This is a genomic window from Achromobacter seleniivolatilans (assembly GCF_030864005.1).
In the GTDB taxonomy this organism is placed as follows: Bacteria; Pseudomonadota; Gammaproteobacteria; order Burkholderiales; family Burkholderiaceae_B; genus Achromobacter; species Achromobacter seleniivolatilans.
This window is the reverse complement of the sequence record NZ_CP132976.1, coordinates 3,275,093-3,289,317: the sequence shown is the minus strand read 5'-3', so window position 1 is coordinate 3,289,317 and position 14,225 is coordinate 3,275,093. Positions and strand designations below refer to the sequence as shown.

The 14,225-nt window shown below is 62.3% G+C and carries 12 protein-coding genes; 8 read left to right on the top strand and 4 right to left on the bottom strand.

What is annotated here, in order from left to right:
• Nucleotides 1-48 precede the first annotated feature (48 nt).
• The gene (locus RAS12_RS14820; protein ID WP_306951188.1) at nucleotides 49-963 is read right to left on the bottom strand and encodes a dihydrodipicolinate synthase family protein; all 915 of its coding nucleotides are present in this window, start codon (nucleotides 961-963) and stop codon (nucleotides 49-51) included.
• A gap of 290 nt (nucleotides 964-1,253) precedes the next feature.
• Between RAS12_RS14820 and RAS12_RS14815 the strand changes: the two genes are divergently transcribed.
• The 5 genes from RAS12_RS14815 (at nucleotide 1,254) to RAS12_RS14795 (ending at nucleotide 5,701) form a co-directional block, all read left to right on the top strand.
• Nucleotides 1,254-1,886, top strand: coding sequence for a DUF4198 domain-containing protein (locus RAS12_RS14815; protein WP_306951186.1), 633 nt, complete (start codon nucleotides 1,254-1,256; stop codon nucleotides 1,884-1,886).
• Between the two features lie 23 nt (nucleotides 1,887-1,909).
• Entirely contained in the window at nucleotides 1,910-2,191 is a 282-nt protein-coding gene (locus RAS12_RS14810; RefSeq protein WP_306951457.1) for a DUF3649 domain-containing protein, read from the top strand.
• On the top strand, nucleotides 2,188-3,909 hold the full coding sequence (locus RAS12_RS14805) for a PepSY-associated TM helix domain-containing protein (protein ID WP_306951184.1): 1,722 nt from the start codon (nucleotides 2,188-2,190) through the stop codon (nucleotides 3,907-3,909). The genes RAS12_RS14810 and RAS12_RS14805 overlap by 4 nt, the downstream gene beginning before the upstream one ends.
• A complete protein-coding gene (locus RAS12_RS14800; protein WP_306951182.1) occupies nucleotides 3,906-4,229 on the top strand; it encodes a DUF3325 domain-containing protein in 324 nt (107 codons plus the stop codon). Before RAS12_RS14805 ends, RAS12_RS14800 begins: the two co-directional genes overlap by 4 nt.
• 116 nt (nucleotides 4,230-4,345) lie before the next feature.
• A complete protein-coding gene (locus tag RAS12_RS14795) occupies nucleotides 4,346-5,701 on the top strand; it encodes a tryptophan--tRNA ligase (RefSeq protein WP_306951180.1) in 1,356 nt (451 codons plus the stop codon).
• Nucleotides 5,702-5,816: 115 nt separating this feature from the next.
• On the opposite strand, the gene RAS12_RS14790 is transcribed toward RAS12_RS14795, so the two are convergent.
• Both RAS12_RS14790 and tex read right to left on the bottom strand, forming a co-directional pair.
• Nucleotides 5,817-6,323 (bottom strand): hypothetical protein, encoded by a 507-nt coding sequence (locus RAS12_RS14790; protein WP_306951178.1) that lies wholly within the window; start codon nucleotides 6,321-6,323, stop codon nucleotides 5,817-5,819.
• Between the two features lie 316 nt (nucleotides 6,324-6,639).
• Nucleotides 6,640-9,018: an RNA-binding transcriptional accessory protein Tex gene (tex, locus tag RAS12_RS14785; protein WP_306951177.1), complete on the bottom strand. Its 2,379-nt coding sequence runs from the start codon at nucleotides 9,016-9,018 to the stop codon at nucleotides 6,640-6,642.
• A gap of 234 nt (nucleotides 9,019-9,252) precedes the next feature.
• On the opposite strand from tex, the gene yoaA reads away from it, so the two are divergent.
• A complete protein-coding gene (yoaA, locus tag RAS12_RS14780) occupies nucleotides 9,253-11,367 on the top strand; it encodes a DNA repair helicase YoaA (protein ID WP_306951175.1) in 2,115 nt (704 codons plus the stop codon).
• A gap of 107 nt (nucleotides 11,368-11,474) precedes the next feature.
• On the opposite strand, the gene RAS12_RS14775 is transcribed toward yoaA, so the two are convergent.
• Entirely contained in the window at nucleotides 11,475-12,263 is a 789-nt protein-coding gene (locus RAS12_RS14775; protein WP_306951455.1) for an outer membrane protein assembly factor BamD, read from the bottom strand.
• 107 nt (nucleotides 12,264-12,370) lie between these two features.
• Between RAS12_RS14775 and RAS12_RS14770 the strand changes: the two genes are divergently transcribed.
• Entirely contained in the window at nucleotides 12,371-13,441 is a 1,071-nt protein-coding gene (locus tag RAS12_RS14770) for an RluA family pseudouridine synthase (RefSeq protein ID WP_306951173.1), read from the top strand.
• Nucleotides 13,429-14,193 carry a peptidoglycan editing factor PgeF gene (pgeF, locus tag RAS12_RS14765; RefSeq protein WP_306951172.1) on the top strand — a complete coding sequence of 255 codons (765 nt, stop codon included), beginning with the start codon at nucleotides 13,429-13,431 and terminating at the stop codon, nucleotides 14,191-14,193. Before RAS12_RS14770 ends, pgeF begins: the two co-directional genes overlap by 13 nt.
• Nucleotides 14,194-14,225 lie beyond the last annotated feature (32 nt).

Genomic DNA, 14,225 nt, shown 5'->3' with positions numbered 1-14,225 from the left:
CGCCATGGCGCTGGCGCATGACGCCAGCGGATGCGTCATTGCTGCAGGTCAGGGCACGGACTGATACTTTGCCGGCCGCGTGGCTAGCGCCTGCGCCACGACCCGTTCGATAAGGGCGCGTTCTTCGCCGATGACCGGAAGGCGGGGGCGGCGCATGTGCTCGGTGCCCACTCCGACCAGCGCGTCGATCAGCTTAAGGTTCTGCACCAGCTTGGTGGAGACGTCCAGGTGCAGAAGCGGGGTCATCCACTGATACAGCGCCAAGGCCTCGGCGTGTTTACCCGCTTTCATCAGGTCATACAGCGCCACTGTTTCACGCGGGAAGGTGCAGCCCACGCCGGCCAGCAGCCCGTCGCAGCCCAGCGCCAAGCCTTCGTAGGCCAGGTCATCCACACCCAGGAAAATTTGGTAGCGGTCGCCGACAGCGATGCGCAGGTCGGTGACGCGGCGCGTATCGCCTGAGCTGTCTTTGACGGCGGTGATCCATTTGCAGTCCGCCAGTTCGGCCATGTGTTCCGGTTTCAGGTCCACGCGGTAAGCCAGCGGGTTGTTGTAGACCATGATGGGCTGCTGGGCTGCTTCGGCCATGGCGCGCACGTTCTGCATGGCTTCACGCGGGTCTGCCACGTAGATCAGGGACGGCATGACCATGAAGCCCGCCACCCCCAGCTTGTTGGCGCCGTCGATGAACCGCAGCGCTTCGCGGGTGCTGGTCTCGGAGACGTTGGCCAGCACCGGTACGCGTCCGCCGGACGCATCCAGCGCAATCTTGGTGACCTCAAGCTTTTCTTCGAGTGTCAGCGTGCTGGCCTCGCCCAAAGAACCGCAGGTAACCATGCCATGGACGCCATTGCGGATCTGGAAATCGATATGGCGGGCGGTGCCTTCAGCGTCGATACGCTCGTCGGCGTGGAATTTGGTGGTGATGGCGGGAAAGATGCCGGTCCAGCGAGGGTGGTTCATGGTGAATCCTTGTTGAAGGGCGGTGAGTGAATCAGATATATGGCAAATATATTTAATGCAGGATTTAAAGGAATGAGGGTTAACCCATGGCGAAACCGCGGTCACGGCTGATATGAAGTCGCCAAAAAAGGGGAAAGCAAACGCCGCGGCTGGTTTTCCATAGGGAAACCAACCCGTCCCGATTATTTTTGTGCGCTTCCGTAGTGAGAATGGTTATAATTCAGACCCTGCCAAATCGGGCTGGCGCGGGGCTGGCCTGATCTGGTTATCGGACTAAAGGAAAACCCATAATGAAATTCGCAAGGACATTGGCCGCTATCGCCCTGTTGGGCAGCGCGGGCGCCGCGCAGGCGCACTTTGTTTGGCTGGAACGCAGTGCCGAGGGTCCGGCCAAGGCGTACTTTGGCGAGTGGGCTGATGACTTGCGCGAAAAGCGTGATGGTTTGTTGGGCAAGATCCTGGTTGCGCCGGTTGTGACCGCGGCCGATGGCAAGGCGGTCAAGGCGTCGGGCGAGGGCGCGGATTTCGTGGAATTCGCTACCGCAGGCAAGGGCGACGTGCGTTTGACTCAGCCCTATCAGTACAAAGACACCCTGGTGAAGTACGGCGCCAAGGCTGGCCGAGTTGACACGCAAGGCAAGCTGGATCTGGAACTGGTTCCGACCGCTGCTGACGCCAATACCTTTGTCCTGCATTTCCAGGGCAAGCCGCTGGCCAAGACCGAAGTCACCGTGTTCGGCCCGCCGAAGTGGGAAAAGCGCTTCTGGACCGACGAAAACGGCCGCATTGAAATCACTACCCCGTGGCCCGGCCAATACGTGCTGGAAGCCGCGCATGTCGAAGAAAAGGCGGGCGAGGCTGATGGCAAGTCCTACGCCAAGATCCGCTACGTTTCCACCCTGACCTTTAACGTGTCCAAGTGAAAGCTCCCGCAGCCGGCGCAGGCATGATGCGCTACCGTCTGGCCGTATTCTCCCGAGTGGCGGCCGCCATCCTGGGCGGATATGCCCTGGCCTCGGCGGCTGCGGCCTGCCTGGCCGTCTGGCTGCCCATGGGGCGGGCCGACGCTGTGACCACGGCGCAGATGCTGTCCTTTGTGATCTACGCCTGTGGCGTGATCTGGGTGTTCGCCACACGCAATGCGTGGCGGGCCTGGGCCGGCATCTTGCTGCCCTCTGTTGTACTGGGTGCTTTGTTCCTGGCTGGACGAAGCATGGGGGTGGCATGAAGGCTGGGAAAGTTAAGGCGCAAGGCGAAGAAGGCTTGCGCCAGTCCATGTCGTGGCTGCACACCTGGGCCGGATTGATTTTCGGCTGGGTGCTGTTCGCGATGTTCTTGACGGGTTCGCTGGCGTTCTTCCGGCCCGAGATCACGCGCTGGATGCAGCCCGAGATCCAAGTGCAGCCGACGCCCGCTGTGCAAGCTGCGCAGACTGCGCAGCGCTACTTGAGCGAACATGCGCCGGACGCGAAACGCTGGTTCATCACGCCGCCTTCGAACCGCGAACCGCTGATCCAGCTGCTGTATCAGGTGCCCAAGCCCAAGCCAGGCGAGCGCGGCTTTGTGCGGATAAAACTGGACCCCGTATCGGGCCAATCCGTCACCGGGCGCGAGACGCGCGGCGGCGAATTCTTCTACCGCTTTCACTTCGAGCTGGAAACCGCGTTCCCGTGGGGGCGCTGGCTGGCCAGCATCGCTGGCATGTTCATGCTCGTGGCGATCATCAGCGGCATCATCACGCACAAAAAGATATTTACCGACTTCTTTACCTTCCGTCCTAAAAAGGGCGGACAGCGCGCCTGGATGGACGGCCACAATGTATTGTCCGTGCTGGGGCTGCCATTCCATTTGATGATCACTTTCAGTGGTCTGGTGTTGTTCATGGTCATGCTGATGCCAGCGGGCATCCAGGCTGTGTACGAAAATCCTCGCCAGTACACGGACGAAGTCTTCAAATCGTTCAAGGTCACGCCGCCGCTCAACCAGCCCGCGCCGCTGACCCCGATCGCGCCGCTGGTGGAGCAAGCCCAGCAGCACTGGCAAGGCAATGTCGGCCGTGTGACCGTCAATAATCCTGGCGATGCGGGCGCCACCATCACTTTGGTTCGCGATGCGGCCGATGGCGTGTCATTTGGCCGTTTGGCGCCGTATATGCGCTTTAACGGCGTGACAGGCGCGTTGACGGAAAGCGAGGACGACCTGAGCGCCACCGTGAAGACCGCTGGCGTCGTTACCGGTTTGCACTTGGGCCTGTTCGCCGAACCCTTGTTGCGCTGGTTCTACTTTCTGGTCAGTTTGGCTGGCACTGGCATGGTGGGCACGGGCCTCGTGCTGTGGATCGCCAAGCGCCGTCAGAAGGCGCGTCCCGGCGATGTCCGGGAAGCCTTTTCGCTGCGTCTGGTTGACGGCTTGAACGCCGGCACTATCGCGGGCGTGGTCTTGGGCGTGGCTGCCTTTTTCCTGGCCAATCGTTTGCTGCCCGCCGATATGCCTGGCCGTCAGATCTGGGAAGTGCGCGCATTCTTCATCGCCTGGGGCGGATCACTGATCTATGCCTTTTTGTTCCAACGCCGAAAATGGCAGGATCTGCTGGGTATCGCCGCCGCCGCTCTGGCCTTGGTGCCGGTGGTCAATGTATTCACTACGTCGCGCCATCTGGGCGTGTCACTGCCCGCAGGCGATTGGGTCATGGCGGGTTTCGATCTGACCTGCCTTGCGAGCGCACTGCTGTTCGGCTGGATGGCCCGCAAGGCTGCGCGGACCCGTAAATCACCGGCCAAAGCGCCTGCCAAGACCCGTCCCGAGCGGGCGGCCGTTGCCAAGAACGCCGTCGCTGGCGGAGCTCCGGCCGCCACTATTGCGACATCTTCCCCAATCGCTCAGGCTCCCACGGCGCACATTGCGCCGAACCACGGCGCCTACGAACCGCGAGGTGATACGCCATGACGCTTGCTGCCTTCTGCCTGGCTTATGCGGGGTTTTCGGCCCTTTGCCTGGGCATGGACCGTCACTACGAAGACCTGTTTGACCGCGCTATGCCACGGCGCCACCGCGTGCCCTTGCGCGTGTTCGGCTGGATCTCGCTGGCCTTATCGTTGTGGGCTTCCGCGGCGGTATGGGGATGGAGCTACGGCACGGTCGAATGGATCGGCATTCTTAGCATCGCGGGCATGTTGCTGATTTGGTTCCTGACGTTCCGCCCGCGCGCGGCGCTGACCACCGGCGGCTTGTGCGCGCTGGCTGCCCCTGTGTTGGCTGTCATGTAATTGCGGCCCAGCGCCGCTGCTGCCGGCGCTCGGGGGCCTGGCCCCTGACGTCCGAAGGGGCCAGCGCTCCGGCACGTTACACTGCTCGTTTCCCCTCGCACACGCCTCTTCGCCCCATGAATACCCGCGTCCTTACTGGCATCACCACTTCTGGAACTCCCCACCTTGGCAACTATGCAGGCGCAATCCGGCCCGCAGTCCAGGCCAGTACGCAGCCCGGCGTAGACGCATTCTTCTTTCTTGCGGATTACCACGCGCTGATCAAGTGCGACGATCCGGCGCGTGTGGCGCGTTCCCGCTTGGAAATCGCCGCCACATGGCTGGCGGTTGGCCTGGACCACGAGCGCGTCACGTTCTACCGTCAGTCAGATATTCCTGAAATCCCCGAACTCAGCTGGCTGCTGACCTGCGTCACGGCCAAGGGCATGATGAACCGCGCGCACGCGTACAAGGCGTCCGTCGACCAGAACGTGGCCAAGGGCGTGGACCCGGATGACGGCGTCACCATGGGGCTGTTCTCGTATCCGGTGCTGATGGCCGCCGACATTGTCATGTTCAACGCGAACAAGGTGCCGGTCGGCCGTGACCAGATTCAGCATCTGGAAATGGCGCGGGATATCGCCCAGCGCTTCAATCATTTGTATGGCCGAGAGTATTTTTCGTTGCCGGAAGTAGCGATCGAGGAAGATGTTGCGACCTTGCCGGGCCTGGATGGCCGCAAGATGTCCAAGAGCTACAACAATACGATTCCTCTGTTCGAGGGCGGCGCCAGTGCACTGCGCGCGTCGGTGATGCGTATCGTGACCGATTCGCGTGCGCCTGGCGAAGCTAAAGACGCTGAAGGCTCGCATCTGTACACGATCTACCGTGCCTTCGCGACGCAGGCCGAATCGGCGGCGTTCCGCAAGCAGCTGGAAGACGGCCTGGGTTGGGGCGACGCCAAACAGGCGCTCTACGACCACCTGGAGGCGCTGCTGGCGCCGATGCGTGAAAAGTATTTCGAGCTGATGGCCAATCCCGGCCGCATCGAAGACATTCTGCAAGCAGGCGCTGCCAAGGCACGTAAGTTGTCCGCGCCGTTCATGCAGGAACTGCGCCAGGCCGTGGGCTTGCGTAATTTGAATGCCGCGGCAACTGCGGGCAAGGGCGCCCAAGGCAAGAAAGAAAAGAGCAAGGGCGCGCGTTTTGTCAGCTTCCGTGACGACGACGGCGGTTTCCGTTTCCGTCTGTTGGCCGCCGACGGTGAAGAACTGCTGCTGTCGCAGCGGTTTGATGATCCCAAAGCGGCGGGCGCGTTGATGCGCCGTCTGCAATCAGAACCGGCCGATAGCGTCCTGCAAGCTCAAGAGCAGGGCTATGCAGCCTTGATCGATGGCGTAGCTGTCGCGACCGCGCCGGCAAACGCAACGGGCGAACCCGGCGCGCAATTGGCGCGCGCACGCGAAGCATTGCTGTCGTTGTCTCAAGAGTAAGGTTGGCGTTGGCGGCGCCGCGCGCCGCCAACGCCAGCGCGGTCTGCAATCAGATCCTTGCGGCCTGGCATGACGCTTCAGGCCAGGCTAGCCCTTTCAGATCAAGCGAGCCGCTTCAGGCTTGCCGAGCGCCGCTCACGATGCGCCCGTCGCGCACCAAGAAGCGCTGGGCATTGCCCTGGCCCGCTATCTCCAGCATGTCGCCTTCCGAGTATCCCGTGACATTCGGGCAATCCAGCCATTCCGGATTGATGAACGGAAAATACTTCAGCGTGCCGCTACCCTGGCTGGCGAAGTCGAATGTGGTGTTGGCGACGACTTCAGGGTCCCACTGGCTGGCATCGAAGGTCAGCGCACAGCCGATACCGATGCGGTAGACGATGCTGGCGCCCATGCTGGCAAAGCCCAGCGCGCCCACATGCAGTTGCGCGCCATTGCGCAATTCGATGGTGCGCGAACCCAGGCGTTCCAGTGTGATGTGCTTGAAAGTGACGTCGATGCCATCGACGATCAGGTGCGAATACTGGCCAAGTGTGACTTCGTCGTAGGCCCCGCTATGAGCGGCCTCTTTTTCCGTGATCGTTGCCGTTTCGTTGGCGGCAAGCGTAATGGTGTTGCGCATGACGGGTAGCTCTCCGGGCTCTTTGAGTATGGCGCATGTTCTTTTTGCTTCTTGCCCCATAGGCGTTTCGCGCCGTCACTCGCCTGATCATGGGTTTTGTGTCGGCCGAGCTCCCCAAATACGCCGGCTTTTATTGTTTGGACACAATTAGATATTTTCTCTTATTTTTTGATGGGATGGCTTGAGGGATCGCAAAGGAAATACCAAACCAAGGGTAAGCCCGTATACAAGGCAAAACCCTCCGGCGCTCCCCCAAAAAAAAAGACCCGGCGCACCTAAGCGCCAGGCCTCTTCTCAAGCATCCCGCAGAAAACAATCAGCGTTTGAGCTTCGCGAATGCGTCCGCCATGGCGCTATTCGCCGCTCCTGCCGACCCTGCGTTGCCTCGTCCGCCATCGCCTTGCGAACGGCGGTTGGAGCGGTCATTGGTCTTGGGGGCGTCGCCGCTGCGGCGGGCCGGGGCGGCGGTGTCGTTCATGCGCATGGTCAGAGCGACGCGCTTGCGCGCGGCGTCCACTTCCAGCACTTTGACGCTGACCGTTTGGCCCACGCGCACCACATCGCGGGGGTCCTTCACGAACTTCTCGGCCAGCGCCGAAATATGGACCAAGCCGTCCTGGTGCACGCCAATGTCGACAAACGCGCCGAAGTTGGCGACGTTGGTCACGACACCTTCCAGCACCATGCCGGGATACAGGTCGTTCAGCGTTTCCACGCCTTCCTTGAACTGCGCCGTCTTGAACTCAGGACGCGGATCACGGCCGGGTTTTTCCAGTTCGGCGAAGATGTCGCGCACCGTGGGCAAACCGAAACGCTCGTCGGTGAAGTCAGAAGGCGAGACCCCTTTCAACGCTTCGCGCTGCCCGATGATCTGCTTTACTTCAGCCTTGATCTTGGCCACGATGCGTTCGACGACGGGATAGGCTTCGGGGTGAACCGAGGATGCGTCCAGCGGGTTGTCGCCATTGGGAATGCGCAGGAAGCCGGCAGCTTGCTCAAACGCCTTGTCGCCAAAGCGCGGAACCTTGCGCAGGATGTCGCGCGTGGGGAACGCGCCGTTCTCGTCGCGCCATGCCACGATGTTCTTGGCCAAGAGCGAATTCAGACCGGACACGCGGGCCAGCAGGGCGGCCGAGGCGGTGTTCACGTCTACGCCCACGGCGTTCACGCAATCCTCGACCACGGCATCCAGAGAACGCGCGAGTTCACGCTGGTTCACGTCGTGCTGATACTGGCCCACGCCAATCGCCTTGGGATCGATCTTGACCAATTCGGCCAGCGGATCTTGCAGGCGGCGGGCGATGGACACGGCACCGCGCAGCGTCACGTCCAGGTCGGGAAATTCCAATGCGGCGGTTTCCGATGCGGAATACACCGATGCGCCGGCTTCGGAGACGACCACGCGGGTCACCTTCAAATCGGGGAAGCGTTCCATCATGTCGCCCACCAGCTTCTCGCTTTCACGCGAAGCGGTGCCGTTGCCGATGGCGATCAGGTCCACCTTGTGGCGTGCGACCAGCGCCGCCAGGGTGTTGATCGTGCCATCGCGGTCGCGGCGCGGTTCAAACGGGTAGACGGTGGTGGTGTCCACAACCTTGCCGGTCTGATCGATCACAGCGATCTTGCAGCCGGTGCGGATGCCCGGGTCCAGGCCCAGCACGGCCTTGGGGCCGGCAGGAGCTGCCAGCAGCAAGTCTTTCAGGTTGGCGGCGAACACGCGGATAGCTTCGGCTTCACCGGCTTCACGCAGGCGGCCGACGAGTTCGCTTTCAAACGCCGTCAGCAGTTTGACGCGCCAGGTCCAGCGGCAGACTTCACCCAGCCAGCGCGCACGCGGCGTGGCGTCCAGCGCGAACAGGTTGTTGCCCAGCTTCAGGAAGTTGGCGATGCGCGCCACGCAAGGGTGCGGCAGTTGCGCTTCAAGGTCGGCTTCCAACCCCAGGCGCAATTCCAGCACGCCTTGTTGACGGCCGCGCAAGAGCGCCAGGATGCGGTGCGAGGGCAGGGTGCGCAACGGTTCGTTGAAGTCGAACCAGTCGCGGAAGTTCGCGCCTTCGGTTTCCTTGCCGTCGATCATCTTGGAGTAGATCAGGCCCGTGGACCACAGGTGCTCGCGCATGTCGGCCAGCAGATCCGCGTTTTCCGCGTAGCGCTCGGCCAGAATGTCGCGCGCGCCATCCAGCGCGGCCTTGGCGTCGTTGATGGACGCTTCCGGGTTCAGGTATTGCGCGGCCAGCACGGCGGGATCGCAGGCAGGGTCGGCCAAGATGCCGTCCGCCAGCGGTTCCAGACCGGCCTCGCGGGCGATCTGGGCACGGGTGCGGCGCTTGGGCTTGTACGGCGCGTACAAGTCTTCCAGGCGCTGCTTGGTGTCTGCGGTGGCAATTTCCTGCTGCAACTCGGGCGTGAGCTTGCCCTGCTGCGAGATGGATTCAAGAATGGAGCCGCGGCGCTCTTCGAGTTCGCGCAGATACCCCAGACGCACTTCCAGATTGCGCAGCACGGTATCGTCCAGGCCGCCAGTGGCTTCCTTGCGATAGCGGGCGATGAAGGGCACGGTGGCGCCGTCATCCAGCAGTTCAACCGCCGAAGCGATCTGGGAGGCGCGCGCGCCGAGTTCGGTTGCAAGCTGCGCGACGATGCGGGCGTTGTCGACGCCGGCGGCGACGTTCGTGATAGCGGAAGTTTCAGACATCTCGATACGACGAAAAAAGGGAAAACAAGGGGCGGATTGTGCCATAAGCCCCTGTTACAGAAAGTGCCAGGGTGGACTGATGCGTCCCTGGTCACACGCAATGCGAGTCACCCGCGGCCTAAACGACGGCGTGGCAACGGGTATCATTTGGTCCTTTCCCACATAAGTGTCTGGCGCCCGAACCGTAACCGGCACCGGTTCACCTTTGACGTCGACCGACACTAGGCTGCTGTGATGCTGGACCTGGATATTTCCGAATTCTTTGACGAGGACGGGCCCTTGGCTACCGCCATGCCCGGCTACAAGCCACGCCCTTCGCAGGTGGAGCTGTCGCAGGCTATCGGCCTGGCCATCAAGGACCGCGCCACGCTGGTGGCCGAAGCCGGTACGGGTATTGGCAAGACCTGGGCCTATCTTGTACCCGCCTTCATTCAAGGGGGCAAGGTGCTGATTTCTACCGGCACCCGCACCTTGCAAGACCAATTGTTCGCGCGCGATCTGCCACGTGTGCGAGCGGCCCTTGCCGCGCCCGTGACGGCCGCGCTGCTCAAGGGGCGTGGCAATTATGTCTGTCACTATCACCTGGAGCGTTTGCAGGGCGACGAGCGCGCCTTGAAGTCGCGCACCGAAATCCAGCAATTGCGCCAGATCCAGGTATTTGCGGGCATCTCCAAGACGGGCGACCGCGGTGATCTGGCTCAGGTGCCCGAAGACGCTGATATTTGGCAGCGCGTGACGTCCACGCGTGAAAACTGTCTGGGGCAGGAATGCCCTCGCATCCGTGACTGTTTCGTCGTCAAGGCTCGTCGCCAAGCCCAAGAGGCCGACGTGGTGGTGGTCAATCACGCGTTGTTCATGGCGGACTTGGTTCTGCGCGAAGAGGGCGTCACCGACCTGCTGCCTGAAGCCGATACGGTCATTTTCGACGAAGCGCATCAATTGCCTGACACGGCCACCCGGTTTCTGGGCAGCAGCGTGTCCACGCACCAACTGATGGACTTTGGCCGCGCGCTGGAAGTCGCGGGTTTGGCGTATGCGCGGGAAGCCGCTAAATGGAGCGACGTCAGCCGGCATCTGGAAACCGCCGCGCGCGAGTTGCGCCTGGTCTGTGCACCGCTGGACAAGATGCCAGGCCGCAAAGCGACCTTTGAAGCGATTCCCAATCCTGAAGAGTTCGACGAGGCCTTGATGGCCTTGCGCGAGGCCGTGGATGGGGCGACGAAAGCGTTGGGCGTCGTGTCGGAAAAGCATCCCGATTTGATGGCAGCTGCCCGCATCGGCGCCGAGATATCCGTCAGGCTCAAGCGTTGGGCCACGCCAGGACGGGGTGACACCGGTTTTGCCGACGAAGGCTGGGGCCGTGATGATCAGTCGCCCGAATCCGCACCCGAAGCCGCACCCGAATCCGCGTTGGGCGATGGCCTGTCCACGCCCGCAGCCATTCTTGAAGGCGCGGCGGCTGCGACCGAACAATGGACCGGTCCTGCGGTGCGCTGGGTCGAGCATGGCCTGCACCATGTGCGCCTGCATTCGGCGCCTTTGTCGGTGGCGCAGGCTTTCTCCAAGTACCGCAAACCGGGCCAAGCCTGGATCATGACGTCCGCGACGTTGTCCGTGAATGGCGAATTCAATCACTTCACGAGTCAGCTGGGACTGGAAAGCGCGCGAACGGGCAAGTGGGAGTCGCCCTTTGACTATCCCGAGCAGGCGTTGCTGTTCGTGCCGCGCGGCATGCCCGAACCGCAATCGCCCCAATTCATCGAGCGTTTCGTCCAGACATTATTGCCGCTGCTGGAAGCCAGCCCTGGTGGCACGCTAGTGCTGTGCACGACCCTGCGCGCCGTCGAAAAAGTGGCTCTGCTGCTGGCCGAAGCGTTCGAGGACGCCGGGCATGATTGGCCGCTGCTCAAACAAGGCGAGGGCACACGCCGCGATTTGCTGGACCGCTTCTGCAAGCTCAAACATCCGATATTGGTAGGCAGCGCCAGTTTCTGGGAAGGCATCGACCTGCCCGGCGATGTGCTTACCTTGGTGGCGATCGATAAACTGCCGTTCGCCCCGCCCGATGATCCCGTTATCGAAGCCCGGCTGCGAGCCTGCCGGGCGCAAGGCGGCAATCCGTTTTCGGAGTATCAGTTGCCCGAGGCCGCGATCTCACTCAAGCAGGGCGCCGGCCGTCTGATCCGTACAGAATCGGACTGGGGCGTGCTGATGGTGGGCGACGCGCGGCTGGTCGAGAAGCCCTATGGCAAGCGGTTGTGGCGCGGGCTGCCGCCGTTTGCCCGCACCCGCGAACTGGAAGAGGTATTGGCGTTCTACCGGCGCAAGCAGGAAGCACTAGACGTGTAGCTTGACCACTACTTCCGCGGGCCTTAAGCGCGCCAGCCAGATTCGACAGCTCAGAAAAAAACCCCTCGATCACTCGAGGGGTTTGTCTTTTCCCATGCCGGGCGGAATCAGTTGAAGGGATTCCACCAGCTCCGGTCGGCCTTCAGACCCTTGGTCCGAAAGTCGCTGTTGGGGAAGTTCTTGTCGAAGACGCGCTGCGAGTCGTTCTTCAGTTCGGTCATGCCCAGCTTATCGTAGGACTCGACCATCAGGTAGAGCGCCTCTTCGGTAGCGGGGGCGCCTTCGAAGTCGGTGATGACGGTCTGTGCACGGTTGGCGGCAGCTACGTAAGCGCCGCGCTCGAAGTAATAACGAGCAACGTGCACTTCGTTCATGGCGATGGTGTTGACCAGCCATGCAACGCGCTTTTCAGCGTCCACGGTGTACTTGCTTTCCGGGTAGCGCTTGATCAGTTCGTTGAACGCATCGTAAGACGCGCGCAGGCCCTTGGGATCGCGCTCAGCGGGGTCCTGGCCCGTGATGTTGGTCATGAAGGCGCTGGCGGGCGTGAAGTTGATCAGGCCTTTCAGGTAGAGCGCGTAGTCGGTGCCGGGGTGGTTGGGGTAGAGCTGCTGGAAGCGGTCGATGGCGGCCAGCGCTTGCTCGTTTTCGCCGTCTTTCCAGTTGACGTAAGCCAGTTCAAGCAGAGCTTGTTGGGCATAGACGCCGAAGGGGTAGCGGCTTTCAATGGCGGTCAGGCGCTCGCGGGCTTCTTTCCAGCCGCCCGAGGACATTTCCGCCTTGGCGTCGGCGTAAAGCTGTTCGGCGCTCCAGTTGGTGGTCTTGTCATATTTGCTGTTGGTCGACCCGCAACCGGCGATGACGATAACGGCAAATAGCGCGATAACCACGCGCAAAACCGGCCCGCTTCGGGATGCGGGGTTCGAGGGAGCTGCGGAGTGGTGAATCACGAGAATCGTATCCTTGGTGTTAGCATGGCAGGCTGATTATATGATTTGTCTCCATGTCTGATACAGCCCGCCGCGCAGATAGCGTTTCCGACGACGAACTTCCGGGTATTTCCGAGGAAAACCTGGACGAAAATTCGGACGAAAGTTCGGATGAAAGTTCGGACGAGACCCTGGAACAGAGCGCCGAAAGCCCCCCCCGCGGTGAACCGCAATTTGTAACCGTGCCGTCTACGCTGCGCGCAGACCGGCTGGATAAAGTGCTGGCTGGGCTTATGCCCGATCATTCGCGCAGCCGTTTGCAGGGGTGGATCGAGGCCGGCAATGTGCTTGTTAACGGTGCGCCTGGAAAAGTCCGCCAGACGGTCGGTCCGGGCGATGTGCTGACCGTTTGGGCGCAGCCCGCGCCCGATGCGCGCGCTTTTACCGCGGAACCCATTGAATTCACCGTCGTGGGCGAAAGCCCCGAATGGATCGTGGTCAACAAACCAGCGGGTCTGGTGACCCATCCTGGCGCAGGCAACTGGAGCGGCACGCTGCTCAACGGCCTGTTGTACCGCTATCCGGAATTGTTCAACGTCGCTCGGGCAGGCATTGTCCATCGTCTTGATAAAGACACCTCTGGCCTGATGGTTGTGGCGCGCAACGAGAAAGCGCAGACGCATCTGGTGCGCCAATTACAGGCGCGCAGCATGGGCCGCGAATATGTGGCGCTTGCGCATGGCTGGATTGCTGCCGCTGGCCGCGTCGACCGTTCAATTGGCCGTGACCCGCGCGTGCCTGTGCGCATGAGCGTCGAACGCCCCGTGGCCCCCAAGCCAGCCATTACCAACTACTCGCCGTTCCGGCGTGGTCTGGTGGACCCCGGTGGCCGCGTGACGGAAGTGGTGTGCCGCCTGGAAACCGGCCGCACCCACCAGATCCGGGTGCACATGGCCAGCCTGGGGCATCCGCTGCTGGCCGACACGATTTATGGCGGCAAGAACATTGCGGGTGCGCAGCGCCAGATGCTGCATGCCCGCGCACTGCATTTTGATGATCCTGGTGGTAGTGGCGAGGTCCAATTCGCCGCTGCCGTGCCCGCCGACATGATTCAAGTCCAGGAAAGCATCGGATGGAACGCGTAGTCGCAAACCTGCCTGTCGTCACCGGCCCCGAATGGGCCGGTGTGAATTATTTCTGCACGACCCGCGCGGGCGGGGTGGGCGTGGCGCCGCATGACACGCTGAACTTGGGGCGCCGTGCCGGCGACCAGCCTGATACCGTGACCGAGAACCGGCGCCGCGTGCGTGCCGCTGTGCCGGCAGACCCGCTGTGGTTGCGCCAGGTGCACGGCAGCGAAGTCGTGGATGCCGATCAGCCGGATCTGCAAGATGAGCCCGCGGTAGACGCCAGCGTCACGGCCGAGCCGGGCCGCGTACTGGCCATCATGGTGGCCGACTGCCTGCCCGTCGTCATCGCGGATGCCGGCGGCCGGGTGCTGGGCGCGGCGCATGCCGGCTGGCGCGGCTTGTCCGGCGGCGTGCTGGAACATACCCTGGCAGCCATGCGCGCCAAGGTGCCGGACGCTTATGCCTGGCGTGCGTGGGTCGGCCCGGGCATTGGCCCAGATGCGTTTGAGGTGGGGCAGGACGTGTTGGATGCCTTCGTGGCGGACGACCCGGCAACCGCGCGCTTCTTCACACCGCGCTCCGGCGTTGCCGGAAAATGGCTGGCTGATCTCGCCGGATTGGCTGATTTCCGTCTGCGCCGCGCTGGGGTACAAGAAGTTTCGCAGAGCGGGATGTGCACGGTAGCCGAGGCCGATTGCTTCTTTTCCTATCGGCGCGATGGTGAAACGGGGCGCATGGCTTTGCTGGCCTGGCTCGATCCGGTTTGATCTAGCGCAAGGTCTGGGTTTGCCTCGCGGGC

Coding starts and splice junctions, on each gene's coding strand:
- RAS12_RS14820 (WP_306951188.1), bottom strand. CDS start 963: ATGAACCACCCTCGCTGGACCGGCATCTTTCCCGCCATCACCACCAAA.
- RAS12_RS14815 (WP_306951186.1), top strand. CDS start 1,254: ATGAAATTCGCAAGGACATTGGCCGCTATCGCCCTGTTGGGCAGCGCG.
- RAS12_RS14810 (WP_306951457.1), top strand. CDS start 1,910: ATGATGCGCTACCGTCTGGCCGTATTCTCCCGAGTGGCGGCCGCCATC.
- RAS12_RS14805 (WP_306951184.1), top strand. CDS start 2,188: ATGAAGGCTGGGAAAGTTAAGGCGCAAGGCGAAGAAGGCTTGCGCCAG.
- RAS12_RS14800 (WP_306951182.1), top strand. CDS start 3,906: ATGACGCTTGCTGCCTTCTGCCTGGCTTATGCGGGGTTTTCGGCCCTT.
- RAS12_RS14795 (WP_306951180.1), top strand. CDS start 4,346: ATGAATACCCGCGTCCTTACTGGCATCACCACTTCTGGAACTCCCCAC.
- RAS12_RS14790 (WP_306951178.1), bottom strand. CDS start 6,323: ATGCGCAACACCATTACGCTTGCCGCCAACGAAACGGCAACGATCACG.
- tex (WP_306951177.1), bottom strand. CDS start 9,018: ATGTCTGAAACTTCCGCTATCACGAACGTCGCCGCCGGCGTCGACAAC.
- yoaA (WP_306951175.1), top strand. CDS start 9,253: ATGCTGGACCTGGATATTTCCGAATTCTTTGACGAGGACGGGCCCTTG.
- RAS12_RS14770 (WP_306951173.1), top strand. CDS start 12,371: ATGTCTGATACAGCCCGCCGCGCAGATAGCGTTTCCGACGACGAACTT.
- pgeF (WP_306951172.1), top strand. CDS start 13,429: ATGGAACGCGTAGTCGCAAACCTGCCTGTCGTCACCGGCCCCGAATGG.